Source organism: Elizabethkingia sp. YR214 (assembly GCF_003058195.1).
Classification (GTDB): Bacteria; Bacteroidota; Bacteroidia; order Flavobacteriales; family Weeksellaceae; genus Elizabethkingia.
Genome location: NZ_QBUH01000002.1, coordinates 188794 through 214335 on the forward strand (window position 1 = coordinate 188794; position 25542 = coordinate 214335).

The 25542-nt window shown below is 36.7% G+C and carries 19 protein-coding genes; 14 read left to right on the forward strand and 5 right to left on the reverse strand.

From position 1 onward, the window contains the following. The first annotated feature begins 5 nt into the window (after window positions 1–5). From C8J95_RS04005 to apaG, 5 genes are all read left to right on the forward strand, one after another. A complete protein-coding gene (locus C8J95_RS04005) occupies window positions 6–1259 on the forward strand; it encodes a glucose-1-phosphate adenylyltransferase (RefSeq protein WP_107808856.1) in 1254 nt (417 codons plus the stop codon). Window positions 1260–1304: 45 nt separating this feature from the next. Further along, window positions 1305–2345: a polyketide cyclase gene (locus C8J95_RS04010; RefSeq protein WP_107808857.1), complete on the forward strand. Its 1041-nt coding sequence runs from the start codon at window positions 1305–1307 to the stop codon at window positions 2343–2345. Between the two features lie 112 nt (window positions 2346–2457). Further along, a complete protein-coding gene (locus C8J95_RS04015) occupies window positions 2458–5265 on the forward strand; it encodes a 2-oxoglutarate dehydrogenase E1 component (RefSeq protein ID WP_107808858.1) in 2808 nt (935 codons plus the stop codon). A 58-nt stretch (window positions 5266–5323) separates the two neighbouring features. Beyond that, the gene (gene odhB, locus C8J95_RS04020) at window positions 5324–6562 is read left to right on the forward strand and encodes a 2-oxoglutarate dehydrogenase complex dihydrolipoyllysine-residue succinyltransferase (RefSeq protein WP_107808859.1); all 1239 of its coding nucleotides are present in this window, start codon (window positions 5324–5326) and stop codon (window positions 6560–6562) included. Window positions 6563–6648: 86 nt separating this feature from the next. After that, window positions 6649–7035: a Co2+/Mg2+ efflux protein ApaG gene (gene apaG, locus C8J95_RS04025; protein ID WP_107808860.1), complete on the forward strand. Its 387-nt coding sequence runs from the start codon at window positions 6649–6651 to the stop codon at window positions 7033–7035. A gap of 59 nt (window positions 7036–7094) precedes the next feature. Here apaG and C8J95_RS04030 read toward each other — a convergent pair whose 3' ends face one another. The 5 genes from C8J95_RS04030 to C8J95_RS04050 form a co-directional block, all read right to left on the reverse strand. Further along, the gene (locus C8J95_RS04030) at window positions 7095–8096 is read right to left on the reverse strand and encodes an EamA family transporter (protein WP_107808861.1); all 1002 of its coding nucleotides are present in this window, start codon (window positions 8094–8096) and stop codon (window positions 7095–7097) included. 15 nt (window positions 8097–8111) lie between these two features. Beyond that, window positions 8112–8573 (reverse strand): Lrp/AsnC family transcriptional regulator, encoded by a 462-nt coding sequence (locus C8J95_RS04035; RefSeq protein WP_016198798.1) that lies wholly within the window; start codon window positions 8571–8573, stop codon window positions 8112–8114. 124 nt (window positions 8574–8697) lie between these two features. Then, on the reverse strand, window positions 8698–9252 hold the full coding sequence (locus tag C8J95_RS04040) for a 3'-5' exonuclease (RefSeq protein ID WP_107808862.1): 555 nt from the start codon (window positions 9250–9252) through the stop codon (window positions 8698–8700). Between the two features lie 108 nt (window positions 9253–9360). Beyond that, window positions 9361–10329, reverse strand: a complete 969-nt coding sequence (locus C8J95_RS04045) for a glycosyltransferase family 2 protein (RefSeq protein ID WP_107809022.1) — start codon at window positions 10327–10329, stop codon at window positions 9361–9363. After that, on the reverse strand, window positions 10326–11210 hold the full coding sequence (locus C8J95_RS04050) for a lysophospholipid acyltransferase family protein (protein WP_107809023.1): 885 nt from the start codon (window positions 11208–11210) through the stop codon (window positions 10326–10328). Before C8J95_RS04050 ends, C8J95_RS04045 begins: the two co-directional genes overlap by 4 nt. A gap of 90 nt (window positions 11211–11300) precedes the next feature. Here C8J95_RS04050 and C8J95_RS04055 point away from each other — a divergent pair, with 90 nt between their 5' ends. From C8J95_RS04055 to C8J95_RS04095, 9 genes are all read left to right on the forward strand, one after another. Beyond that, a complete protein-coding gene (locus C8J95_RS04055) occupies window positions 11301–11885 on the forward strand; it encodes a thioredoxin family protein (RefSeq protein WP_107808863.1) in 585 nt (194 codons plus the stop codon). Window positions 11886–11979: 94 nt separating this feature from the next. Further along, a complete protein-coding gene (locus C8J95_RS04060) occupies window positions 11980–12384 on the forward strand; it encodes a hypothetical protein (protein WP_107808864.1) in 405 nt (134 codons plus the stop codon). A 188-nt stretch (window positions 12385–12572) separates the two neighbouring features. Further along, window positions 12573–13778, forward strand: a complete 1206-nt coding sequence (locus tag C8J95_RS04065; protein ID WP_107808865.1) for a PQQ-dependent sugar dehydrogenase — start codon at window positions 12573–12575, stop codon at window positions 13776–13778. A 67-nt stretch (window positions 13779–13845) separates the two neighbouring features. Then, window positions 13846–15273 carry an adenylosuccinate lyase gene (purB, locus tag C8J95_RS04070; protein WP_059155689.1) on the forward strand — a complete coding sequence of 476 codons (1428 nt, stop codon included), beginning with the start codon at window positions 13846–13848 and terminating at the stop codon, window positions 15271–15273. A 116-nt stretch (window positions 15274–15389) separates the two neighbouring features. Beyond that, window positions 15390–19082 (forward strand): phosphoribosylformylglycinamidine synthase, encoded by a 3693-nt coding sequence (locus tag C8J95_RS04075; protein ID WP_107808866.1) that lies wholly within the window; start codon window positions 15390–15392, stop codon window positions 19080–19082. 85 nt (window positions 19083–19167) lie between these two features. After that, window positions 19168–20142: a phosphatase PAP2 family protein gene (locus C8J95_RS04080; protein ID WP_255412712.1), complete on the forward strand. Its 975-nt coding sequence runs from the start codon at window positions 19168–19170 to the stop codon at window positions 20140–20142. A 70-nt stretch (window positions 20143–20212) separates the two neighbouring features. Next, window positions 20213–20935 carry a phosphoribosylaminoimidazolesuccinocarboxamide synthase gene (gene purC, locus C8J95_RS04085; protein ID WP_021346863.1) on the forward strand — a complete coding sequence of 241 codons (723 nt, stop codon included), beginning with the start codon at window positions 20213–20215 and terminating at the stop codon, window positions 20933–20935. A 40-nt stretch (window positions 20936–20975) separates the two neighbouring features. Next, window positions 20976–22472, forward strand: coding sequence for an amidophosphoribosyltransferase (gene purF / locus C8J95_RS04090; protein ID WP_059325385.1), 1497 nt, complete (start codon window positions 20976–20978; stop codon window positions 22470–22472). 320 nt (window positions 22473–22792) lie between these two features. After that, window positions 22793–25537 carry a SusC/RagA family TonB-linked outer membrane protein gene (locus tag C8J95_RS04095; protein WP_185124610.1) on the forward strand — a complete coding sequence of 915 codons (2745 nt, stop codon included), beginning with the start codon at window positions 22793–22795 and terminating at the stop codon, window positions 25535–25537. The last annotated feature ends 5 nt before the right edge of the window (window positions 25538–25542 follow it).

A 25542-nucleotide genomic window follows, 5' to 3' on the forward strand; every position in this document is an offset into this window, starting at 1 on the left:
TAACCATGGGAAAAAAAGTAATCTCAATTGTTTTAGGCGGAGGAAGGGGCTCCAGATTATTTCCTTTAACAGATCAAAGGTCTAAACCGGCTGTGCCGATTGCAGGAAAATACAGACTGGTTGATATTCCGATCTCCAACTGTGTTAACTCCGGATTCAATCAGATCATGGTTTTAACCCAGTTTAACTCAGCATCTCTCAATCAGCATATTAAAAACACATATAACTTTGATGTTTTTAGCCGTGGTTTTGTGGATATTATTGCTGCAGAGCAGAGTGTGGATAATGATAAATGGTTTCAGGGAACTGCGGATGCAGTAAGGCAGTCTATGCCGCATTTACGCAAGTATGATTACGATTATATACTTATCCTTTCCGGAGATCAGCTATACCAAATGGATTTCAGAGAAATGCTGAATTTCCATATTGAAAATAATGGTGATATAACGATAGCAACAATCCCTGTTAATGAGAAAGATGCTCCCGGATTTGGGATTCTGAAATCCGATGAACAAAATAATATTACCGCTTTTATCGAAAAACCGGGTAAAGATATACTGCCACAATGGAGTTCGGATGTTGATGAGGTTAGTAAAGCACAGGGGAAGAATTATCTTGCTTCTATGGGGATATATATTTTTACAAAAAGCATTTTAACCAAAATATTTGATGAAAATAAAGGGGATGACTTTGGTAAAGAAGTTATACCTGCATCAATTGGCAATTATAATACGCTAAGTTATCAGTATAACGGATACTGGACGGACATTGGTACTATAGAATCTTTCTTCGAAGCCAATATGGATCTTACACAGGATTTGCCTCAGTTCAACATGTTCAGTTCTTCACCAATCTTTACGAGATCCAGAATGCTGCCGCCGACCAAGATCAATGGAAGCTATATGGAAAAAGTAGTAGTAGGAGACGGAGCAATTATTATGGGAGATCGTCTGGAAAAATGTGTTATTGGTAACCGTGCAAGAATAGGCAGAGGAAGTGTTATTAAAAATACTTATATGATGGGAGCCGACTTCTATCAAAACGATGAGATCAATGATTTGGTTCCTCTTTTTGGTGTCGGAGAGAATTGTTATATTGAAAATGCCATTATAGATAAAAACTGTATGATCGGGAATAATGTCCGGATTATTGGCGGAAAACATATGCCGGATGCCGATTATGAATCTTATTCTGTACGTGATGGTATTATTGTGATAAAAAAAGAAGCTATAATTCCTAACGGAACCATAATACAATAGGCCAATATGAGGAAGAGTATTATCTTTGTTGCTTAATTTTAGTGAATGAAGTGGGTTAAGTTAATTATTACTTTTCTGGTGCTAATATTTGGTATATATGTGGTTTCCATGATATTCGTGGAGAAAACAAAAAGTTTTTCTGTAAAAAAGGAAATCAATTTTCCATTGGAAAAAGTTTTCACTCAGTTTAATAATCTGTATAATTTCTCGCAATGGAATGAATTTGTACAGGAAAATGATCATTTAGGATTTTCTTATTATACACCATATGATGGAGTTGGAAGCTCCATGCATTTTGTAAATAAAAAAGATTCTGCTGAGAATGGTGATGTGTTTATCCGTTATGTAATACCGAATAGAGGAATTAAATATCAGTTGTTCAAAAATAGCGATAGCAATCCTTATCTTATAGATGTTAGTTTCAGAAAGCTTGGTGCAGAAAAAACCGAGGTTACCTGGTATGTGCGGACACCGGCCAGACCATTTTTAAAGCGTTCCCTTAATTTAATTTACGAAGAGAATTTCGTTTCAGGTATAGATAAGAGTATTGTAGCATTGGCTAATCATTTAGGTAATAAAGTAGATCGTGAAGCCAAGCTTAATACAATAAAGTATGATACTATTGTAGAGGAAAATCATGAAGAGGCCATTCTTTTAGGGTTAAATGTAAGTGCATCTAACCGTAAAAAGGGAGATTTCTTTAATTCTGTAGTGATGAATTATAATAAACTCTATAGTTTTATGACGAAAGATCTTGGGAAGAAAAACGATGAGTTTGGAGAACCACAGCTGGTAATGCGCTCCAATAATGTCAATGATAAAGAGATTTCGTATTTCTATGGAGCTACGGTTAGTAAGAAATTTGATGTCACCGATAATAATTTTAACTTCCGTGACGTTAAAGCTTCGAAGACCCTCGTTGCCTATTATAAGGGGAGTTATGAGGGTAGGAAGAAGACAATAGCCAATTTAGTTGCAGAAGCCAAGAGAAGAGAAATGTCTGTAGGTGAGCTCACTGAGGTATTTGTGGAGCCCCCTATAGAAAATCAGGACGTAATCCTGAAAATAGCTCTTCAGATTTATTAAATTGACGGATATACAAAATCAATCGGTTATATTTTATCAAATCCTTGGGCAGATTGGCTATTATTTGTAGTTTTGTTGAATTATATAAAATTTTAATAGATAGAAGGTAATAATGGACAGATTTTCATTCTTAAATGCGGTACATTCTCAGTTCATAGAGGATATGTACCAGCAGTATTTGAAATATCCTGACAGTCTCGAACCATCATGGAAAGCTTTTTTTCAGGGGTTTGATTTCGCTTTGGAAAACTACAGTGATGAAGAAGCAGTACAAGAAATTAAATCTTTTGCATCACAGGCAGAGAACAGCAATGTCAATATTTCAGAAATTTCCGAAGACATTCGCAGAGAATTCAAAGTAATTAATCTTATCGAGGCATACCGTGTTCGTGGTCACCTTTTCACTAAAACCAATCCGGTTAGAGAGAGAAGACACTTCGAGCCAACCTTGGATATTGAAAATTTTGGACTTATTTCTGCTGATTTAAATAGAAAATTCAACAGCGCTACAGAAACTGGAATGCCGGGACCTGCAACGCTTAGTGAAATCATAAGACATCTTCAGAATATCTACTGCGATTCTATCGGAGTAGAATATATGTATATTAAAAATGTTGAAGAAAGAGATTTCATTCGTCAGTGGCTTCAGGCAAACGAAAACCACGCAAAACTTTCTCCTGAAGAGAAAAAACATGTTTTACAGAGACTTAATCAGGCAGTAGCTTTTGAAAACTACCTGCATACAAAATTCGTAGGACAGAAGCGTTTTTCATTAGAAGGTTTGGAATCTTTAATCCCTGCGTTGGATCAGGTTATTACTAAGTCTTCACAATTAGGTGTTGATGAAGTAGTATTGGGTATGGCGCACAGAGGAAGACTAAATGTACTGACAAACATTTTCCAAAAGCCTTACAAGCAAATTTTCAGTGAATTCGAAGGTAAAGAATTTGAAGAAGATGTATTCTCTGGTGATGTTAAATATCACTTAGGAGCATCTAAAGTTATTCAGACAACTGCCGGAGAAACTGTAAAAATTAATCTTACACCGAACCCGTCTCACCTGGAAACAGTTGCTTCATTAGTAGAAGGTATCAGCCGTGCTAAAGTAGACAACAGCTACAACGGAGATTATAATAAGATTTTACCAATCGTTATCCATGGTGACGCTGCAATTGCCGGACAGGGAATTGTATATGAAATCGCACAGATGATGACGTTGGACGGATATAAAACAGGTGGTACAATCCACATCGTTACAAATAACCAGGTAGGATTTACAACCAACTATTTAGATGCACGTTCATCTACTTACTGTACAGATGTAGCGAAAGTAACTGATTCTCCGGTAATGCATATTAATGCAGACGATGTAGAAGCAGTTGTTCACGCAATGCATTTTGCTGCGGACTTCCGTAACAGATTTGGTAAAGATGTTTATATTGACCTTTTAGGATACAGAAAATATGGCCACAACGAAGGTGATGAACCTAAGTTTACACAGCCTAAATTATACAACATTATTGCGAAGCATCCTAACCCTAGAGAGATTTATAAAGATAAACTGATTAAGGAAGGTATTGTTTCTGACGAAGTGATGAAGCAAATGGAAGTTGAATTCAAAAAACTATTGGATGAAAACTTCGACGAATCTAAAGAAATTAAGAAGAATACCATGGATATCTTCATGGCAGACGATTGGCAGAAATTCCCGTTTGGATCCAGAGGATCAGTTCTTAATCCTGTAGATACTAAATTCCCTTTAGATAAACTTAAAGATTTAGCAAGACAGATTTCTACACTGCCTACAGATAAGAAATTTATCAAAAAAATCACAAGATTATTCGATCAAAGACTTAATATGGTTGAGAACGATAACCTTGACTGGGCAATGGGAGAGCTTTTAGCTTATGCTACATTACTAAGTGAAGAATTTGGTATCAGAATATCAGGCGAAGATGTAGAAAGAGGTACTTTTTCTCACCGTCATGCAGTTGTAAAAACTGAAGATACAGAAGAAGAATATGTACCATTAAAATCTGTTACTACTAAAGATAACCAGTTCCAAATCTATAACTCATTGCTTTCTGAGTATGCAGTTTTAGGATTCGATTATGGATATGCAATGGTGTCTCCGGATACCCTTACAATCTGGGAAGCTCAGTTTGGTGATTTTGCTAACGGAGCACAGATTATTATCGACCAGTATCTTGTAGCTGCTGAGGAAAAATGGAAACTGCAAAACGGATTGGTAATGTTATTGCCTCATGGTTCTGAAGGACAGGGTGCTGAACACTCTTCTGCAAGATTAGAGCGTTTCCTTACACTTTGTGCAAACCAAAATATTATTGTAGCTAACGCTACAACACCAGCTAACTACTTCCACTTGTTGAGAAGACAAATGAAAGCTGATTTCAGAAAGCCATTAGTAGTAATGACTCCAAAATCATTATTGCGTCATCCAAGAGCTGTTTCTAAAGTTGAAGAATTGGCAAACGGAGCATTCCAGCCGATAATAGATGATGCTACTGCTAAGGCTGATAAAGTAGAAAGATTAGTATTATGTTCAGGTAAATTGTATTATGAACTATTAGCTAAAAAAGAAGAACTAAATGATGAGAAAGTAGCTTTGGTAAGACTAGAGCAGTTATATCCTCTTCAAATGGATCAGCTGGATACTATATTCGAAAAGTATTCTAATGCTAAAGAATTCATCTGGGCACAGGAAGAGCCTGAAAACATGGGAGCATGGAGCTATATACTAAGAAACCTAAGAGACAGAAATCCTCAGGTAATTTCTCCGGTAGCAAGTGGAGCACCTGCGCCAGGATCTCATAAGAAATTCGAGATCAACCAGAATGCAATTATCAATCAGGTATTCCAGTGTGAAGGAACTCCTGCAAAAAGACCAGTAACAGCTTAATAATAAACTAACTACAAAAGCAGTATAGAAGAACTGCACAACAAAAAAAATTATTCCTATGTCAATATTAGAAATGAAAGTCCCTTCGCCAGGGGAATCTATAACCGAAGTAGAAATCGCAACGTGGTTGGTAAAGGATGGTGACTACGTAGAAAAAGATCAGGCTATTGCCGAAGTTGATTCAGATAAAGCAACTCTTGAATTACCGGCAGAAGCAAGTGGTATCATCACATTAAAAGCTGAAGAAGGAGATACTGTACAAGTAGGACAGGTAGTTGTATTAATCGATACTGCTGCTGCAAAACCGGAAGGTGCTGCACCTGCTAAAGAAGAAGTTAAAGCTGAGGCTCCAAAAGAAGAACCTAAAAAAGAAGTAGTTGCTGAAGCTCCAAAAGCTGCACCTGTTACTTATGCTACAAATACACCTTCACCTGCTGCTAAAAAAATCCTTGATGAGAAAGGTATTGAGCCTGCTCAGGTAAGCGGTACAGGAGTTGGAGGAAGAATTACAAAAGAAGATGCTGTTCAGGCTAAAGGAGCACCTGCATTAGGTGGTTCTAACGAAAGCGGATCTAGAGCTATGAAGATTACTAAATTGAGTATGCTTCGTAGAAAGATTGCTGCAAGATTAGTTTCTGTAAAGAACGAAACAGCAATGCTTACTACTTTCAATGAGGTAGATATGTCAGAGATCTTCAGAATCCGTAAGCAATACAAAGAAGAATTTGCAGCTAAACACGGAATAGGTTTAGGATTTATGTCTTTCTTCACTAAAGCAGTTGTAAGAGCACTTCAGATGTATCCGGATGTTAACGCATCTATCGATGGTGATCAGAAGATTAGCTACGATTTCTGTGATATTTCTATCGCTGTATCAGGACCAAAAGGTCTAATGGTACCAGTTCTTCGTAACGCAGAAAACATGTCTTTCAGAAATGTTGAAGCTGGAATTAAGGATTTAGCTATTAAAGTAAGAGATGGTAAAATTACTGTTGATGAAATGACTGGAGGTACATTTACTATTACTAATGGTGGTACTTTTGGTTCTATGCTTTCTACACCAATTATTAACCCACCACAAAGTGCAATCTTAGGTATGCATAATATCATCGAGCGCCCTGTGGCAGTTAACAAACAAGTAGAGATCAGACCAATGATGTATGTGGCAATGTCTTATGACCACAGAATTATTGATGGTAAAGAGTCTGTAGGCTTCCTGGTAGCGGTAAAAGAAGCAATTGACAACCCTGTAGAATTCCTAATGGGTGGAGACGAAAGAAGAGCTTTAGAGCTTTAAAATATTAAATTATTATTAAAAATATTCCCGCTTAATCATTTTAGGCGGGATTTTTGTTATATTAACTACAAGAAAAACCAAAAGTGATGTACTCAGCAATTACCCACAGTATTCAGATTATTGTTGAACCATTTTATGATGTTAAAAACAGTTCACCAATACAGGAACGTTATATCTTCACGTACCATATCACTATTAAGAACAACGGAAGCGTCCCAATAAAACTCCTGAAAAGGAAGTGGCAGATTTATGATGTTGGCTTTGGGGTTAGAGAAGTTTCCGGAGATGGTGTAATCGGTATGACACCGGAAATCTATCCGGGAGAAGAGTTTAACTACTTTTCCAATGTGTCTCTTCGTGCCGGGGTCGGTGCGATGCAGGGGAACTACTTGCTGATGAACCTCGATTCGAAAGACACTTTTGAAGTAGAAATACCCAAGTTTTCTCTCATTACAGAAGTCGTATATAACTAAATAAAAACGGAGACTAAATTTAGCCTCCGTTTTCTTTTTCTCATCATTTGTTATTTTGGTTAAGCCGCAATTTGTCTTCTGCGCCACATATAATACCACCTAATCTGTGCTACTCTGAAGAATTTAGCATTCTTATAAAGATCCCAGTTCATTAACAGGACGCTTACCAGAATAACAACTAAACCTCCTATTTGTAAGCTTGTAATAATATCATCTGTAAAGAAGTAGCTTAGAGCTACAGCTACAACCGGATTCACATAAGCATAAGTACTTACCTCCGTTGTTGGACGTGACTGGATAAGCCATATATAAGCTCCAAATGCCATGATTGATCCGAAGAAAATCAGGTAGCCAATAGAGATCCAACCCGATGTAGAGATTTCCTGAGGACGGAAAGCGTTGTATTCTCCATTGAATATCGCAACCAGCGTAAACATTACGCCTGCAGTAATCATCTGCCATGAGGTTTTTACCATTACATGAAGATCTTCGCCGCCTTCTTTCTCTATATTTTTGCTGTTAGCGTATTTAGAATATAATGAACCTGCTGTCCATGCAATAGCTCCCAGGATCAAAAGAATCATACAAACAAGGTTTAAAAGTCGCTGAGATGCGTCTCCTGCAATATTAATTTGTTCAGCAAACAGCATGACAACACCAATGAAACCAGCGATTAGTCCCAAGATAATATTTTTGTTGGAGAAATTACTCTTCCATTGTTTTTTATCCAGAATAATAAACCATAGGGCTGCTGCCGCTGCCATAATCGCTGCAATTCCACTGGATACATGCTGTTCGGCCCATATCAGAGCTCCCATGTCCAGAAATAATAACAGGAAACCTACAACAGCTGCCTGCTTTACAACCTGAAAATTGAACAATTTATAGCCCTTGATCTTACAATAGGTAAGTAGTAAAAGGCTGGCCGTAAGGAACCTGAGCGATCCAAGTACAAATGGACTGAAATCACTTAATGCTTTATGTATAAAAAAGAATGTAGAGCCCCATACAAAGTATACAATAATATAGGCTGCAATAACCGTTGCTTTTGACTGCTTCATAATTTTTCCCTCTTTTTATGTTATAATAAGTTGATTGTCTTCTTTAACCGTTTGTAATACAATGATAGTTCGTGTGGAAATGATCCCGGGAATAGATGATAAAGATCTTTTCATAAGATTCATCAAAGCTATAGTATCAGAAGTTCTTACTTTTATAATATAGCCATCGTCTCCGGCAATATCATGTACTTCCAATACTTCAGGAATCTGAGCCAGTAATTTACCTGTTTCCTCATCACCTATAATCTCATTGGCTTTGATGAAGACAAATGATAAAAGATTCTGATTAACAGCACTTGGGTTTACTTTAGCGTGGTAAGAAATTAGAACCTCTTTTTGTTCTAATTTTTTCACTCTCTCCAATACGGCAGAAGGTGCCATACCCAGTATACGCGCTAACTCGGCATTGTTGATTCTTGCATTTTCCTGCATGAGTCTAACAATTTTTAAATCTATTTCATCTAGTTTATATTCCATGAACTATTTTTTCGGCGTGCAAATATACGAATAGTCAGAATATAATTCAAGTAAGTCTAATATTAAATGTTGTTAATTCTGAATTTTTAAAATGATCAGAATTTTAGTCGGTGAAATTTTTATTTTACAGAATTTTTATATTTTTTGCAAAGAGTTGTTCCAGTTCTTTGTTCTCTGTGAGGAACAATCTTTCGAATGCAAGAAGGGATAATTGTGCGCAAACAGCGGCGTCATCACCGGCACGGTGGTGATTGAATTCAAGTTGATGCTGGTTTCCGAGATTTTTTAATCCATAGCTTTTTAGACCCGGCCATGCTTTTTTAGAGAGTTGTATACTGCACAGATAATTGGCTTTAGGTTTGAATATTCCATAATAATCGAGACAGCCGCGAAGCACACCAGCATCAAAAGAAGCATTGTGTGCAATAATCAGATTATGGTATAATAATTCTTCTACTTCGTGCCAAATTTCTTCAAAAGTTGGTGCATCTGCAACATCTCCGGGATGTATACCATGGACAGCAATGTTATGTTGATTAAAATACGGAAAGCTTGGCGGTTTGATAAGCCATGTTTTAGTAGACTGAATTTTACTGTTTTCTACAATACATATACCCAACTCACAGGCTGAATTTCGTTCATGAGTAGCCGTTTCAAAGTCCAGTGCTATAAAGTCCATCTTTTAAAATATGAAATACGAAGTTAGAAATAAATAGAGTATTGTTAGCTGGTTATCAGTTAACATTAACCACTAGCCATTAACAATTAACAACTAACAATTAATTAGTTATTCTCTTTTCAGAAAATGTTTAAAAATTAGCCATTTAGACTGATAATAGTCTTTTATTTGATTTTGTTGTCTTAGTTTTAAAGTTCCCGGAAGTTGGGCGTAAAAACCAAAGTGTGCTCTTATAACAGCCCATGTATGAGAAAAACCATGCTTGAACATAAAATAAATTCCGGCCACACCATCCAGACATAATCTTATAAATATAAGGTATAGCTTACCTGAAGGCAGGTTTTTTAGCATCATGCTCAGGTTGTTTCTTATATTCAGATAGGTTTTACGGGGATTTTGTTTTTGTAAAGTTCCACCACCTACGTGGTATACAGTAGATTTTCCGGTATAATAAATTTTTCTTCCGGAGTTTTTTAACCTCCAGCAAAGATCTATTTCTTCCTGATGAGCAAAAAAACGAGAGTCGAAGCCATTATGTGCCCAAAAATCTTCAGAACGAATAAACAGACAACATCCGGAAGCCCAGAAAATTTCAGTTTCGTCATTATATTGCCCTTTGTCTTCTTCAATATTCTCGAAGATACGACCACGACAATAAGGATAACCTAGGTTATCAATCACTCCGCCGCCGGCACCAGCAAATTCAAAGAAATTCTTTCTATTATAGTCCAATACTTTAGGCTGAATAGCTGCTATATCCGGAATCTTTTCAAAAAGGGCCGAGACAGGATCTAACCATCCTGAGGTAACTTCTACATCAGAATTTAGTAAACAGTATATATCGGCATGTATCTGTTTTAGACCTTCATTATAACCTCCTGCAAATCCATGATTCTGTTGATTGATAACAATTTTCACAGACGGAAAATGATTAGAAATATAAGCAACAGAATCATCTGTTGAAGCATTGTCTATTACATATACCTCTGCAGATTGTGAGTTTACAAGAACATTGGGTAAGAATTTTTCTAACCAAGATTTTCCGTTCCAGTTTAGTATAGCTATAGCAATCTTCATTTCAGCACATCTTTGTATTTCCATCTTCTATGTGACCAAAGCCAGTTATCAGGTCTTTTTCTTATTGTATTTTCCAGCAGTTTATGAAACTTGTTTACAACCTCATATTGTACAAATTTTTCACCATCCGGATATATTCTGTAGTAGTTAACCTGATAGAACCCTCTTTTCACCTTTTTCATGTCACAGTAAATAAAGGCAAGATCTTTTTTGGTAGATAACTTGTCATATCCTATGAAAGCAGGTGTTTTCTGGTTCAGAAATTCAAGCCCGTAATGTATTTCCTTAACATGTGGAGTTTGGTCGGCAACAAACATGTAAGCTGAACTGCCGTTATCCTTATCTTGTAAAATGCTGCGTATAACTTCTTTGGTTTCCAGTGCTTTGTTTCCAAAACGGTTTCTTACAAATTTTATCTTTTCTTCCCAAAATGAACTCTGTACCTTTCTATATACAGGGTGACATGATTTCTGAGGAATAGCCTTAGCGAGTGCATTGATCCATTCCCAGTTGAATACATGTCCGGCAAGAAATATAATATCTTTCTTTTCGTCGTAAGCTTCCTGAAATACATCCAGATTGAGATGCTGCATTCTTACCCTCAATTCTGTCTCACTAATGGTAAAAGCTTTCAACATTTCGAATATATAATCGAAGAAATTACGGAAAAACTGTCTCCGGATTTTTGCAATTTCTTCATCGCTTTTCTCAGGAAAAGAGTTTTTCAGGTTTTCAGTAACGACATTTCTTCTGTAGCCTACAACATAACGGTTGGCATAATATAATATATCTGACAGACCATACAAAAACCACAATGGTAATCGCGAGAATAATAAGATGATCTGAAATAGAAATTTGTTCAAAAAAATAAAATTAAACAGCAAATTTAAGCATTACCTCCGTTATGGAACGATTTTTCCTTTTAGGAATCTTCGGAAAAGTATAATTTTGTATAGTAACAAATTAGGAATATGAATAAAATGATAAGAACATTCGGGGTTTCTTTGGTACTGGTTTCGATTATAGCTTGTGGCCAAAAGAGCAAAGAAACGAAGATTACTGAAGTAAAAAATACACAAACAGCAGTGGCAGATAGTGTGAAGATAAAGGAAGAAGCTAAAAAAGCAGCAATAGCTGAAAAGAATGCTTTGCCAAAACCATATCATCCGGAAGAAAATGCAGAAGCTAAAATTGCAGAGCTGACTGCAAAGGCCAAGAAAGAGAATAAAAATATAATGATCCAAGCCGGTGGTAATTGGTGTATATGGTGTCTGCGTTTTAATAATTATGTGCAGACAACACCTGAATTGAAAAAACTAGTAGATGATAACTATATCTATTATCACCTGAACTATTCTCCAGATAATAAAAATGAAAAGATCTTTGCTAAATATGGTAATCCTGGTGATAAATATGGATATCCAGTATTTATTGTTTTAGATAAAGACGGAAAACAAATTCATACTCAGGACAGTTCGGTTTTGGAAGAAGGGAAGGGCTACAGTCTGGACAAGGTGAAGAAATTTTTTGAAGACTGGAAGCCTAAAGCAATGTAATTTAGATATTTTGAAAAAGTTTAAGAATAATATTTTATTGAATATAATTTTGGCACAATAATTATTATACAAGAAATACTAAAACTTTTAAAAAATGAAAAAAACAATTTTATTCTGTAGCGCCCTGTTAATGGGAGGTTTGGCGTTTGGTCAAAAAACTGATGGAGCTCCTGTTTTGGGAGGTGATAAAGATGCTCATGGTTGTAAACCATCTGCAGGTTATACCTTTTCTTACATAATGAATGACTGTGTAAGAACATTCGAACAGAAAATACAGTTAAAAGAGCAGAATCCTAAAGCTTCTTATACGACGAATGCAGCTGTAATCTTCAGTAAGGATATGAAGAAAGCGGAAGTTTTTGTTGCGGAAAGCCCATCAGGTATTATTCTGAACAAAGTAGGAAAAAAATCTGTATGGAAAAGAGGAGATTATGAATTGACTCAAAACCAAAAAGTATACAGTTTGAAAAAAGGAAATGTTGTAGCTTACAAACAATAATCAGAAACTGAAATACTAAAAAAATAAAAATGGTCGGAAATTTTTCCGACCATTTTTTATGCTTCGACATCTCAAATATTTCAGTTAAGTAGCTTTTATAGTATTGATATAAAGGTCTATGTGGTTTTACTATAAATTACAGCGGCTTTTATTTTGTATCTTTATAAACCCAAACCTAAAATATTATTATGAGAGCAATAATTCTAGCATCAGTATTATCTGTTACAGCAGGATGTCAGGAGAAGCTGCACGATACAGCAGCTCCTGGTAAAGGTGTAGAAACAGAATCGCCAAACACGAATTATAAACCCGCCTTTGAAGGACAAACAAGAATTCAGGGAATAACCACCTCTACACCTCTTAATGTTGAAGAAATTGCAAAAGGCTTATCCAAGCCTTGGGGAATAATTGTGCTAAAAGATGGCAGATTACTAATTACTGAAAAAACGGGAACATTGCGGATTATTGACCGTAATAATAAACTGAGCCAACCCATTACCGGACTCCCGGAAGTTAACTCTAATGGTCAGGGAGGTTTACTTGATATTGTTGCTGATCCTGAGTTTGATCAGAACAGAATGCTTTACTGGGTGTTTTCTGAGAGAAAAGATGGTAAGAATGCAACGGTTGTAGCTAAAGGAAGACTGGCTAATGATGAAAAAGTAGTTGAAAATGCTCAGGTAATTTATCGGGCCGAACCGGCTTATGATGGTATATTGCATTATGGAGGCCGAATTATATTTGATAAAGATGGAAACTTGTTTGTAAGCACAGGTGAGCGTTCAGATTTGGTAACACGTCCGCAGGCCCAGCAACTGAATTCAGCGCTGGGAAAAGTACTAAAGATCACCAAAGAAGGAAAGCCCGCTCCGGGGAATCCATACATTGGTCAGCAGGATACACATCCTGAAATTTATTCGTACGGGCACAGAAACGTACAAGGATTGGCCTTGCATCCGGAGACCGGAGATCTGTGGGAAGGCGAGTTTGGTCCACGTGGAGGAGATGAGATTAATTTGATAAAACCCGCTAAAAACTATGGTTGGCCGATTATTACTTATGGAATAGAGTATGATGGGAAAACAATAGGAGAAGGAATTACTCAGAAAGCAGGTATGGAACAGCCGGTGTATTATTGGGATCCTGTGGTGTCACCAAGTGGAATGATTTTTTATTCCGGAAATGTTATATCTGAATGGAAAAATAACCTATTAATTGGTTGTCTTAGTGGGCAGCATATTGTAAGATTAGACATAAAAAATAATAAAGTAGTTGGGGAGGAGCGACTTTTGGTAGATAAAAATGAACGTTTCAGGGATTTAGCACAAGGATTAAACGGTGAAATTTATGCTGTAACGGACTCTGGCAAGGTTTTCCGGGTTTCAAAAAAATAAACGCATGCAGCTCTTTTACATTGCGAAAGATATTCGTATTTTTGTTGCTCTAATTTAAAAGTAAAAAATGAATACCTACAAAAACCCGCTGGAAGAACGTTATTCTAGTGCGGAAATGCTTTTTAATTTTTCCCACGATAACAAATTTCAGAACTGGAGAAAGCTTTGGATAGCTCTTGCCGAAATTGAAAAAAATCTTGGTCTGGAAATTACAGATGAGCAAATCGCAGAGCTAAAAGCTAATGAAACTAATATTGATTACACCAAAGCAGCAGAGTACGAAAAGAAATTTCGTCATGATGTAATGGCTCACGTCCATGCATATGGAGATGTGGCACCTTCTGCAAAAGGTATTATTCATTTAGGAGCTACTTCAGCATTTGTAGGAGATAATACTGATCTTATCCAGATGCGCGATGGTTTAATTATCCTTCGCCAGAAATTGGTAAATGTAGTAAAAGGACTTTCGGACTTTGCTATCAAATACAAAGACGTACCAACTCTAGGATTTACACATTTCCAACCAGCACAGTTAACTACTGTAGGGAAAAGAGCTACACTTTGGCTTCAGAGTTTAATCCTTGATTTTGAAGAATTAGAATTCTTTTTAGAGACACTTCGTTTCCGTGGTGTAAAAGGAACAACAGGTACAGCGGCAAGCTTCCTGGAACTTTTCAACGGAGATTATGAAAAAGTAAAAACACTGGATAAAGAACTATCCAAGCGTTTTGGTTTTGATAAAGTTTTCGGAGTTTCCGGACAAACATACGACAGAAAAATAGATGCTAAAGTAGTTTCTTTATTATCTAACATTGCTCAGTCAGCACATAAATTTACAAACGACCTTAGATTATTACAGAATCTTAAAGAGGTAGAGGAGCCATTTGAAAAAGATCAGATCGGTTCTTCCGCTATGGCTTACAAAAGAAATCCAATGCGTTCTGAAAGAATCGGTGCATTAGCTAAATATGTAATGTCACTAAGCAGTAGTTCTGCAATGGTTGCAGCAACTCAGTGGTTCGAAAGAACACTGGATGACTCAGCAAACAAAAGATTAACAATTCCACAGGCGTTTTTAGCAGTTGATGCAATCCTGCTTATTTGGAATAATATCCTGAATGGTATGGTGGTATATGAAAACCGTATCAACAAACATATTATGGAAGAACTTCCTTTCATGGCTACAGAATACATTATTATGGAAGAAGTAAAAGCCGGCGGTGACAGACAGGAGATCCACGAGATTATCCGTCAGCATTCTATGGAAGCCTCCAAGAAAGTTAAGATGGAAGGTAAGGAAAATGACCTGATAGAAAGGATAATGAACGACGACAGGTTAAGGCTTGATAAGTCAAAACTGGCGGAAGTGTTAGATCCGAAGAATTTCATCGGATTTGCTCCGATCCAGACTTCTGAATTCATCCAGAACGAAGCACAGCCTATCCTGGATAAATACTCCGACCTTATCGGTTTAGAAGCTGAACTTAAAGTTTAAATAAAATTGCGGCACTGTGCTGCAATTTTTTGTTTATATAATATTAAAAAGTGACAAGCTCCTAAAAGAGCAATTTAATTATAACACGGAGTAAGACCCGTGAAAAATGAACAACTATGAATTACAGAATTTTTGTTGAGAAAAAAGGAATCTTTGATGTTGAAAGTCCTAAAATCTTTGACGAAATAAAAGAGATACTTCCACAGATAACATCTGTAAAAGTCTACAATGTTTATGACATCTTCGGACTGGAAGAAAAAGACCTGAATAAAGTTGCCAACAGTACATTTGTAGATCCGGTAACCGATATTCTGCATTTAGAAAACCCGGTACAGAATATTTTTCTGGCAACCGAATTTTTACCTGGCCAGTATGATCAGAGAGCTGACTCAGCAGAGCAGTGTATCTCTATCCTTACAGATGCTGAAAATGCAACTGTAAGAAGTGGTAAGATTATTGAAATGGAAGGTGTGACTGAAGCAGATTTGCCTAAAATTAAAGACCTTTTAATTAATAAAGTAGAATCCAGAGAGAAAGACTTGTCTAAGCTGGAGATCCCTGCACAGGCAGCGCCAAAAGCAGTTCCTGTTTATAACGGGTTTATCAATTTTGATGCTGAGCAGCTGGCTGTTTTCTATAAAGAACATGGATTTGCTTTTGGTTTAGATGATCTGGAATTTATTAAGAACTACTTCAAAACAGAGCAAAGAGATCCGACAGAAACGGAACTTAAAGTTCTGGATACTTACTGGAGCGACCACTGTCGTCACACAACTTTCGAAACAGCACTTACAGATATTAAATTCGAAGACGAGTTTAAAGAAACATTAGAGAACATCTTTAATGACTATTTAGAGAAAAGAAAAGAACTAAACCGTGAGCATAAGCCTATCTCTCTAATGGATTTAGGAACAGTTTGTGCTAAGTACTTCAAGAAAACAGGAAAGCTTGAAAATCTGGTGATCTCAGACGAGATCAATGCCTGTACAATAGAAATTGAAGCTGAGTTCGATGGTAAAAAAGAACCATGGTATCTTCTCTTCAAAAACGAAACACATAATCACCCTACAGAGATTGAACCATTTGGTGGTGCATCTACTTGTTTAGGTGGTGCTATACGTGACCCATTATCCGGACGTTCATTTGTTTATCAGGCAATGCGTTTATCCGGTGCCGCAGATGTTTTAGAGCTGGTAGAAAAGACACTTCCGGGCAAACTTCCTCAGAAGACTATTTCTAAGCAAGCGGCAAATGGTTATTCTTCTTATGGTAACCAGATCGGACTTGCAACTACTATGGTTAACGAAATATATGATGAAGGCTACAAGGCCAAAAGAATGGAAGTTGGCTTTGTGGTAGGTGCTGTACCTACAGACTGGGTACGTCGTGAGAAACCAGAGAACGGAGATTTTGTTATTATTCTGGGAGGAGCAACTGGTCGAGATGGTGTAGGTGGAGCAACAGGTTCTTCCAAAGAGCAGGACGAAACCAGTATCCATACCCTGAGTACAGAAGTACAGAAAGGTAATGCTGTTGAAGAACGTAAAATCCAGAGATTATTCAGAAAACCAGAGGTTACAAAACTGATTAAGAAGTCAAATGACTTTGGAGCAGGTGGTGTTTCTGTAGCAATTGGAGAGATTGCAGATTCTTTAGAGGTTAATCTGGATGTTTTACCATTGAAATATGATGGCCTAAACGGAACAGAGCTTGCAATTTCCGAATCTCAGGAAAGAATGGCCGTTGTTATTTCGCCTGAAGATAAAGATAAATTTATCGGGCTTTGTGAAGCCGAAAACATAAAAGCAGTACATGTTGCTACTGTAACAGATAGTGGTAGAATGCAGATTTTCTGGAAAGGAGATAAGATTGTAGATCTTAGCAGAGACTTTTTAGATACCAATGGCTGTGCTAAATCTCAGACTATTGTTGTTAATCACCTGAGAAAAGTTGAAAATAAAACACAGGCATTTAATGAAGAAAACTTCTTAGCAGCATTAAAAGATAAAAATGTAGCATCACAGAAGGGCTTATTGGAGATGTTTGACTCTTCAGTAGGAGGTACTACTGTAGCAATGCCATTAGGAGGGAAGCACCAGTTAACTCCAATGGAAGGAAGTGTGCAGACATTGCCAATTGAAGAAGCAAAAGATGTGGAAACAGTTTCTTTAGCTTCATGGGGATTTGATGCCGAGACTTCTGTACAAAACTCTCTGATAGGTGCAGCTTATGCAGTTGTGGAATCTGTTGGGAAGATAGTAGCAATGGGAGGTGATTATAAAAATATCAGACTAAGCTTCCAGGAGTACTTTGAAAAACTAGGAGACAAAGCAGATAAATGGGGGAAACCATTTGCTTCCCTTTTAGGAGCTTACAATGCTCAGATCAATTTAGGTTTAGCTGCGATTGGAGGTAAGGACAGTATGTCCGGAACTTATCTGGATCTAAATGTTCCACCAACCCTTATTTCTTTTGCTTGTGCAAACGGAAATAAGAAAGACATTATTTCTCCTGAATTTAAGAAAGCCGGAAATAAACTTTATTTCTACGAGCATAAGCCATTAGAAAATGGTCTTCCAAACTATGAAGAATTAAAGAATATTTACGACTTCATTTATGCGGAAATTAAGAAAGGAAACATCGTTTCTGTTAAGACAATTAAAGACGGAGGTCTTGCAGTTGCTTTAGCAAAAATGAGTTTTGGTAACCATCTTGGAGCTGAAATTTCTGCAGATGATAAAGTACTTTTAGAGAAAAATCTGGCAAGCTTTGTAATAGAATCTACAGGAAATATAGAAAATATACTGATTAAAGAAATTGGATCGGTAAATACTTCTAATTTATTAAAAATAAATAATTTAGAGTATTCTATCGGTAATCTACTTGAAGTGTGGACTGGGACATTCAAAAAGCTTTTCCCTACTGAGGAAAGGAAAGCTGAAGTTGTTGCTTTCGATGAAAGTATGAATGGAATTAATAAATCTTCAATAGAAATTATTTCTCATAAGATTGCAACACCAAAAGTGTTTATTCCTCTATTCCCTGGAACGAATTGTGAATACGAAACATTGAATGCTTTCAGAAAAGAAGGAGCAGATGTAAACAGTATTCCGCTAATCAATCTGAACAATGATAAACTAAACGAAAGTCTTGATGCATGGGTAAGAGAAATTGATTCTGCCCAAATCTTAACTTTTGCAGGTGGTTTCAGTGCAGGTGATGAGCCGGATGGTTCTGCTAAATTTATTGTAAACGTTCTTAAGAATGAAAAAATAAAATCTGCAGTACATAGATTGCTGGAAAGAGATGGTCTTGTATTAGGGATCTGTAACGGATTCCAGGCTTTAGTAAAATCAGGACTTTTACCTTACGGTGAGATCAGAGATTTGGATGAAACATCACCAACACTAACTTTCAATGCTATCGGAAGACATATCTCCCAGATGGTTAATGTAAAGGTACTAAATGATGATAGTCCTTGGTTAAAAGGAATGAAAGGTCAAACTTTTACTGTTCCAATTTCACATGGTGAAGGAAGATTCTATGCATCTGAGGCAGAATTAGAAAATCTTTATAAAAACGGTCAGATTGCAACGCAGTATGTAGATTTGGATGGAAATGTGGCGCATGGAATGCCACATAACCCGAATGCATCGCTTTTCGGTATAGAAGGTATTACGAGTAAATCCGGAAAAATATATGGTAGAATGGGACATACAGAACGTTTTGCAAACGGTCTTATGAAGAACATCCCGGATGCGAATTACCACAATGTATTTAAAAACGGAGTTGACTATTTTAAAAATTAAATATTAAAAGTCCCCTGAAATAGTGGTAACTTTATTTCAGGGAGCTTTGTATAACTATAAAAGTTATTGTTGCTGTAGAAACTATATGAGAGTAAAATTATTGGGAGTTTGTACGTTGATGTCTTTTGGGGTTTATTGTTATGGACAAGAACAGGATAGTATAAGGAGAGAGGAACCGGCTGTTAAAGTACAACAGGTAATCCTTAAAAATGGAGAGGTAAGAGAATATCCAAGACCAAAGTGGCATGAACCGATTACGAATCTTCCAAAAGATTTTATGACGACCAATCGTAGTTTTGTTCAGAACGGGAATGCATGGTATCTAGGCGGAGCAGTTGCAGCCACAGCATTACTGGTTCCATTTGATCAGCAGATTGTAGATGGCAGCCGTAAGCTGGCAGATAATCTGGGGATGAGTGCCGAGAATAAATACGCTAAGTTCGGGCCTATTCCGAAAAGCGTTGGAGCAGGACTTTACATGATCGGAAACGGAACAACAGTATTGTTACTGGGAGCTGGTTTCCTTACTTATGGATTGATGAAGAATGATTATCGTGCTTATGCTACTGCCAGTGGTTTATTGGAAAGTTTAGCATTAAGTGGATTTTATGTTCAGGTGCTTAAGAGATCTACAGGTAGAGAAAGTCCGTTTATCGCAAGAGAAAATGGAAATTCCGGTGGTGCGTGGAATCCTTTCCCTAGTTTTAGTGCTTACGGAAAGAATACCCCTCATTATGATGCAATGCCTTCAGGGCATTTGGCTACGATTATGGCAGGTTTTACAGTTATTACAACCAACTATCCGGATGTTAAATGGTTAAAACCAGTAGGGTATACTTTAATAGGAGGTCTTTGTTTTCAGATGATGCAGAGCGAAGTACATTGGGCTTCAGATTACCCACTGGCACTTTTAATCGGATACTTCTCCGGAAGATCAATTGCCCGAAGCCATTTTAAGAAAGTAAAAAATGGTGAAGACGGCAAGCCTCAGTATTCTCTTGATGTTGTCGGAGGGAATGCATATGGAATTAACACTATTGGTGTTAAAATGAGTTTTTAAAAAATAAAGTTTAATAAGAAGTTAAAAATGGGAGCCGCATTATCGGGATTCCTTAAAAAAGAAAAAAACTATGAGTCAGAAGAAAGAAATGCTCTATGAAGGAAAAGCAAAGCAGGTTTTTGCAACTGAAAATCCTGCAGAAGTTGTAGTACGTTACAAAGACGATGCAACAGCCTTTAATAACCAGAAAAAAGGTCAGGTAGATAAGAAAGGAGAGCTGAATAATGAGATTTCAACTCTTATTTTCGAATACCTGAACGATAAAGGCATTCCAACCCATTTTATAAGCAAACTTAACGATCGTGAGCAGTTAGTTAAGAAAGTAGATATTATTCCGTTAGAAGTAATCGTAAGAAACTATGTAGCTGGTAGTATGGCACAGCGTTTAGGATTAGAAGAAGGAATGAAATCTCCGGTAACAATCTTTGATATCTGCTATAAGAAAGACGAATTAGGTGATCCATTAATCAATGATCACCATGCAGTTTGTTTAGGTGCTGCTACTTATGATGAGTTGAAAGAAATGTATGCCCTTACAGGACAAATTAATGAGCTTTTAGGTGAGTTGTTTGATAAAATGAATATTATCCTTGTTGACTTTAAAATTGAATTAGGTAAAACAATGGATGGTAAAATTGTTTTAGCAGACGAGATTAGCCCGGATACTTGCAGATTATGGGATAAAGACACTATGAAAAAGCTTGATAAAGACCGTTTCAGAAGAGATCTTGGTGAAGTTACAGAAGCTTACGAAGAAATTTACAACCGTCTGAAAACAGCTTTGAATAAATAATTAAATATATCTCAGATTGATCAGCGATGATCTGTTAAAAATGAAAGATTTAGCAATTCAAAAACAAAATTATTTAAGCCAGTTTAAAGAGAGAGCTTATCAGAGAAATATCTGGAAAAAAACCGGAGATTCTATGCTAGATGAGCCTACAGAAGAATGTGGTATTATGGGAATGTATTCTTACCATGATATCGATACTTTCTCCCTTTCTCAATTTGGCTTATTTGCACTGCAGCACAGGGGCCAGGAGGCTTGCGGTATTTCAGTGCTAAAGGATGGTAAAATACATTCTTATAAAGACGAAGGCCTGGTGCTGGACGTTTTTAAGAGTATTGAGAATCCGGAAACTTATATGGGGAATTCCGTTATAGGCCACACCCGTTATACAACTGCCGGAGATAAGAAAAAGTATAATTATCAGCCATTCTTTGCAAAGAATGAATACGATCAGATTATTCTGTCGATTGCACATAACGGAAACCTTACCAATGCCAGAATTCTGAAAAAAGAACTGGAGGAAGAAGGTGTTGTTTTCAAAGCAACTTCCGATTCCGAAGTTATTCTTCGTCTTATTCAGAAGAATTTAGATCTGGGACTTCGTGGCGCAATAAAAGCAACTATGGAGCGCATTGAAGGAGCATATTCTGTAGTAGGGATGACCCGTAATAAATTCTTTGCTTTCAGAGATTTCAACGGAATCAGACCTTTGGTATTGGGTGCTATAGACGAGCAAACTTATGTTGCTGCATCAGAAACCTGTGCATTGGATGCTATGGGAGCTCAGTATGTAAGAGATATCCTGCCGGGTGAAGTAGTTTTCACTACTGAAAATGACGGATTGCAGTCTTACATGGTGAAAGATGACTGTGTAAACAAAATCTGTGCATTCGAATATATTTACTTTGCACGTCCTGATACGACTCTTGAAAATATTAATGTTCACGAAATCCGTGAAAAATCTGGAGAGAAAATTTGGGAACAGGCACCTGTGGAAGCCGATCTTGTAATCGGAGTTCCGGATTCTGGAGTTCCTGCAGCAATTGGATTTTCTAAAGCATCAGGTATTCCGTTCAGACCGGTTCTTATTAAAAACCGCTACATCGGAAGATCTTTTATTATCCCAACGCAGGAAATGCGTGAAAGGATTGTAAACCTGAAGCTTAATCCTATTATTTCTGAGATTAAAGGGAAGAGAGTTGTGATTATAGATGACTCTATTGTAAGAGGAACAACCTCTAAACGTCTGGTAAAAATCCTTAAGGATGCAGGAGTGAAAGAGATCCACTTCAGAAGTGTTTCTCCACCAATTGTAGCACCGTGCTTCCTTGGTATTGATACACCTGTAAAAGACGATCTTATTTCTGCTAATATGTCCAGAGACGAATTAAGAGATTATTTGGGAGTTGATTCCCTGGAATTCCTTAGTATGGATAACCTGAAAGATATTCTGGGAAGTTCAGACCATTGTTTCGGATGTTTTACTGAGACATATCCGGTGGAAAATACAGATGGTCTTCAGGATTATGTAGACCAATAAAAATCTTAATCAAGATAATTTAAAGCACCTCCAAAAGAGGTGCTTTTTTTATGGAAAATTATGAAATCTGTTTTTCGCAAACGTTTTCGGGAGCATAATAATTAATAAAATATGGAACAGTGTAGTGAATTAATGTGAAAAACTACACAATTTTCGTAAATTATAACATTGATAACCATGTTGTTATATTATTTCATTAATTTATGTTAAGTAAATGTTAAATTTATATTAAAAAATAATGATACTTTAAAAGGCTTATTTTGAAGCAAGAGTAAAGTTGAAATATAAAAATATAATTTGTGAAAAGTAATCTTGTATTTATGAAGGTTGCACCGGCATTCTTATTAGCAGGTGTAATGTTGAATGCACAACAGAAAGATTCAACAAAGACAAAGGAAATAGAACAGGTCGTATTGATCGGTTACGGAAAGCAAAAAAAATCAGATCTTACAGGATCTGTAACAGCGCTTACTGCTAAGGATTTCAATCAGGGAGCAATAGGCTCACCCGAACAATTGATTCAGGGAAAAGCCGCTGGTGTACAAATTGTAACCGCTGGTGGAGCACCAGGATCAGGATCTACGATCAGAATTCGTGGGGGAGCTTCCCTTAACGCAAGTAATGACCCGTTATTGGTTATAGATGGGGTTCCTGTGGATAATAGTACCATCAATGGAGCATCTAACGGGCTAGCGCTGATTGACCCTAATGATATTGAAAGTTTCAGTATTCTGAAAGACGCATCTGCTACGGCTATTTACGGTTCCAGAGCTTCCAATGGTGTAATAATTATTACTACTAAAAAAGGAACTTCCGGTAAACTAAAAGTAAGCTACAACAGTAATACTTCTATATACACCAAAATGGGAACTATCGGAGTATTGAATGGCGATCAGTTCCGTTCTGTAGTAAATCAGTATGCAACAGATGAGTATAAAAAATTATTAGGAAATAGTAATACGGATTGGCAGAAGCAAATTTATCAAACCGCTTTAGGGTTTGATAATAGCGTGGCTATCTCTGGAGGAATTAAAGGGCTGCCTTACCGTTTATCACTAGGATATCTTAAGCAGGATGGTATTATCAAAACCAGTAATTTCGAACGTTCCAATGTGGGGATTAATCTAAGTCCTAAATTTTTTGATAAGCATTTATCGGTAGATATTAACTACAAAGGTATTTATACCGAAAACAGATTTGCAGATGTAGGAGCTATAGGAGCTGCTGCAGCTTTTGATCCTACACAATCTGTTTATGATCCTGCAAATACAGCTTTAGGCGGCTACTGGGAATGGTTGAATGCTTCAACAGGATTGCCTAATACCAATGGTACGAAGAATCCGCTTTCTATGCTAAACCAGAAAATAGATGTATCATATGTAACCAGAAGTCTGGGAAATATTCAGTTAGATTATAAATTCCATTTCCTTCCGGAACTACGCGTAAATGTTAATGCTGGTATAGATTATACAGATTCCAAAGGGAATACCAGAGTATTGCCTACTTCAGCATCTGCATTTTATAATAGTGGAACTTATAAAAGGTATACCCAGAGCAGAAAAAATAAGTTGTTTGATGCTTATTTAAACTATAACAAAAAAGTAGAATCACTAAACTCTACATTCGATGTTACAGCGGGTTATTCTTATCAGGATTTTTACAGAAGCGAACCTTTAGCTATGACTATTAAAGGAGATCCTGCATTACAACCTGATATAGTTAATGCCTTTGAAACACAGTCTACTATTCTTTCTTACTTCGGACGTTTCAACTATAATTTTGGTGAGAAATATTTCTTAACGGCTACAGTGCGTAACGACCGCTCATCACGTTTCAGCAAAGAGAACAGAAGTGGTGTTTTTCCAGCGATAGGTCTGGCATGGAGAATAGATAAAGAAAACTTCATGAAAAACCAAAATGTAGTATCTTCTTTAAAGCTAAGAGCTGGTTGGGGAGAAACTGGTCAACAGGGAGTTATTAATAATGACTATCCATTCCTTGCGAGATATGTGGTTAGTGATAACGGAACAAAATATCAGATAGGTGACCAATTCTATAATACACTTCGGGCACAAGGGTATGATAAAAATCTGAAATGGGAAACCACTATTACCAAAAATATAGGTTTAGATTTCGGATTCCTGAATGAAAGAATTACCGGATCTGTAGAAGTATACGAGAAGAAATCTAAAGATTTATTAAGCATTGTGCCAGTACCTGCGGGTGCTAATCTTACCAACCTCTTACTGATCAATGTAGGAGACATGAAGAATAAGGGTATAGAAGCTAATGTTAATGTAAAAGCAATTCAGAAAGAAAATTTCAGTTGGGAATTTAGTGTTAATGCAACACACTATACTTCTAAAGTTACCAACCTTTCCGCTCAGAATAATCCCGATCAGAAAGTATTAATAGGTGGTATAGAAGGAGGGACTGGAACAACAGTTCAGGTTCATCAGGTTGGTTATACACCATTCTCATTCTATGTATACCAACAGGTATATGGACAAGACGGAAAACCTCTTGAAGGAGTTTATGTAGACCGTAATGGTGATGGTGTGATTAACGAACAGGATTTATACCAATACAAATCACCAATTCCTGATGTTTTATTAGGTTTCTCTTCGAGATTTACTTATAAAAATTGGGATCTGGGCTTCTCTTTAAGAGCAAGTATCGGAAACTATGTGTATAACAATATGGCTTCTAAGGCCGGATCATTGCAGAATATTTCTAATAATGACTATTTATCCAATATCTCTACAAGCTATTTGGATACAGGTTTTAAGAGAGCACAATATCTTTCCGACTATTATGTAGAGAATGGTTCATTCCTTAGAATGGATAATCTTAATATTGGGTATAACTTCCCACATTTTATCAATGACAAGTATAAGTTAAGAGTTTCTTTATCGGCTCAGAATGTATTTTTAATTACAAAATACAGCGGACTGGATCCTGAATTATTGACGACGGAACTAAACGGAACAACAAAATCAGGAATTGATAACAATGCGTACCAACGACCAAGAATTTATTCTTTAGGTTTTAACTTCCAATTCTAAAAACA

Coding starts and splice junctions, on each gene's coding strand:
- apaG (WP_107808860.1), top strand. CDS start 6,649: ATGTACTCAGCAATTACCCACAGTATTCAGATTATTGTTGAACCATTT.
- C8J95_RS04045 (WP_107809022.1), bottom strand. CDS start 10,329: ATGAAGATTGCTATAGCTATACTAAACTGGAACGGAAAATCTTGGTTA.
- odhB (WP_107808859.1), top strand. CDS start 5,324: ATGTCAATATTAGAAATGAAAGTCCCTTCGCCAGGGGAATCTATAACC.
- C8J95_RS04075 (WP_107808866.1), top strand. CDS start 15,390: ATGAATTACAGAATTTTTGTTGAGAAAAAAGGAATCTTTGATGTTGAA.
- C8J95_RS04015 (WP_107808858.1), top strand. CDS start 2,458: ATGGACAGATTTTCATTCTTAAATGCGGTACATTCTCAGTTCATAGAG.
- C8J95_RS04060 (WP_107808864.1), top strand. CDS start 11,980: ATGAAAAAAACAATTTTATTCTGTAGCGCCCTGTTAATGGGAGGTTTG.
- C8J95_RS04010 (WP_107808857.1), top strand. CDS start 1,305: ATGAAGTGGGTTAAGTTAATTATTACTTTTCTGGTGCTAATATTTGGT.
- C8J95_RS04095 (WP_185124610.1), top strand. CDS start 22,793: ATGAAGGTTGCACCGGCATTCTTATTAGCAGGTGTAATGTTGAATGCA.
- C8J95_RS04065 (WP_107808865.1), top strand. CDS start 12,573: ATGAGAGCAATAATTCTAGCATCAGTATTATCTGTTACAGCAGGATGT.
- C8J95_RS04005 (WP_107808856.1), top strand. CDS start 6: ATGGGAAAAAAAGTAATCTCAATTGTTTTAGGCGGAGGAAGGGGCTCC.
- C8J95_RS04035 (WP_016198798.1), bottom strand. CDS start 8,573: ATGGAATATAAACTAGATGAAATAGATTTAAAAATTGTTAGACTCATG.
- purB (WP_059155689.1), top strand. CDS start 13,846: ATGAATACCTACAAAAACCCGCTGGAAGAACGTTATTCTAGTGCGGAA.
- C8J95_RS04080 (WP_255412712.1), top strand. CDS start 19,168: ATGAGAGTAAAATTATTGGGAGTTTGTACGTTGATGTCTTTTGGGGTT.
- C8J95_RS04055 (WP_107808863.1), top strand. CDS start 11,301: ATGAATAAAATGATAAGAACATTCGGGGTTTCTTTGGTACTGGTTTCG.
- purF (WP_059325385.1), top strand. CDS start 20,976: ATGAAAGATTTAGCAATTCAAAAACAAAATTATTTAAGCCAGTTTAAA.
- purC (WP_021346863.1), top strand. CDS start 20,213: ATGAGTCAGAAGAAAGAAATGCTCTATGAAGGAAAAGCAAAGCAGGTT.
- C8J95_RS04040 (WP_107808862.1), bottom strand. CDS start 9,252: ATGGACTTTATAGCACTGGACTTTGAAACGGCTACTCATGAACGAAAT.
- C8J95_RS04030 (WP_107808861.1), bottom strand. CDS start 8,096: ATGAAGCAGTCAAAAGCAACGGTTATTGCAGCCTATATTATTGTATAC.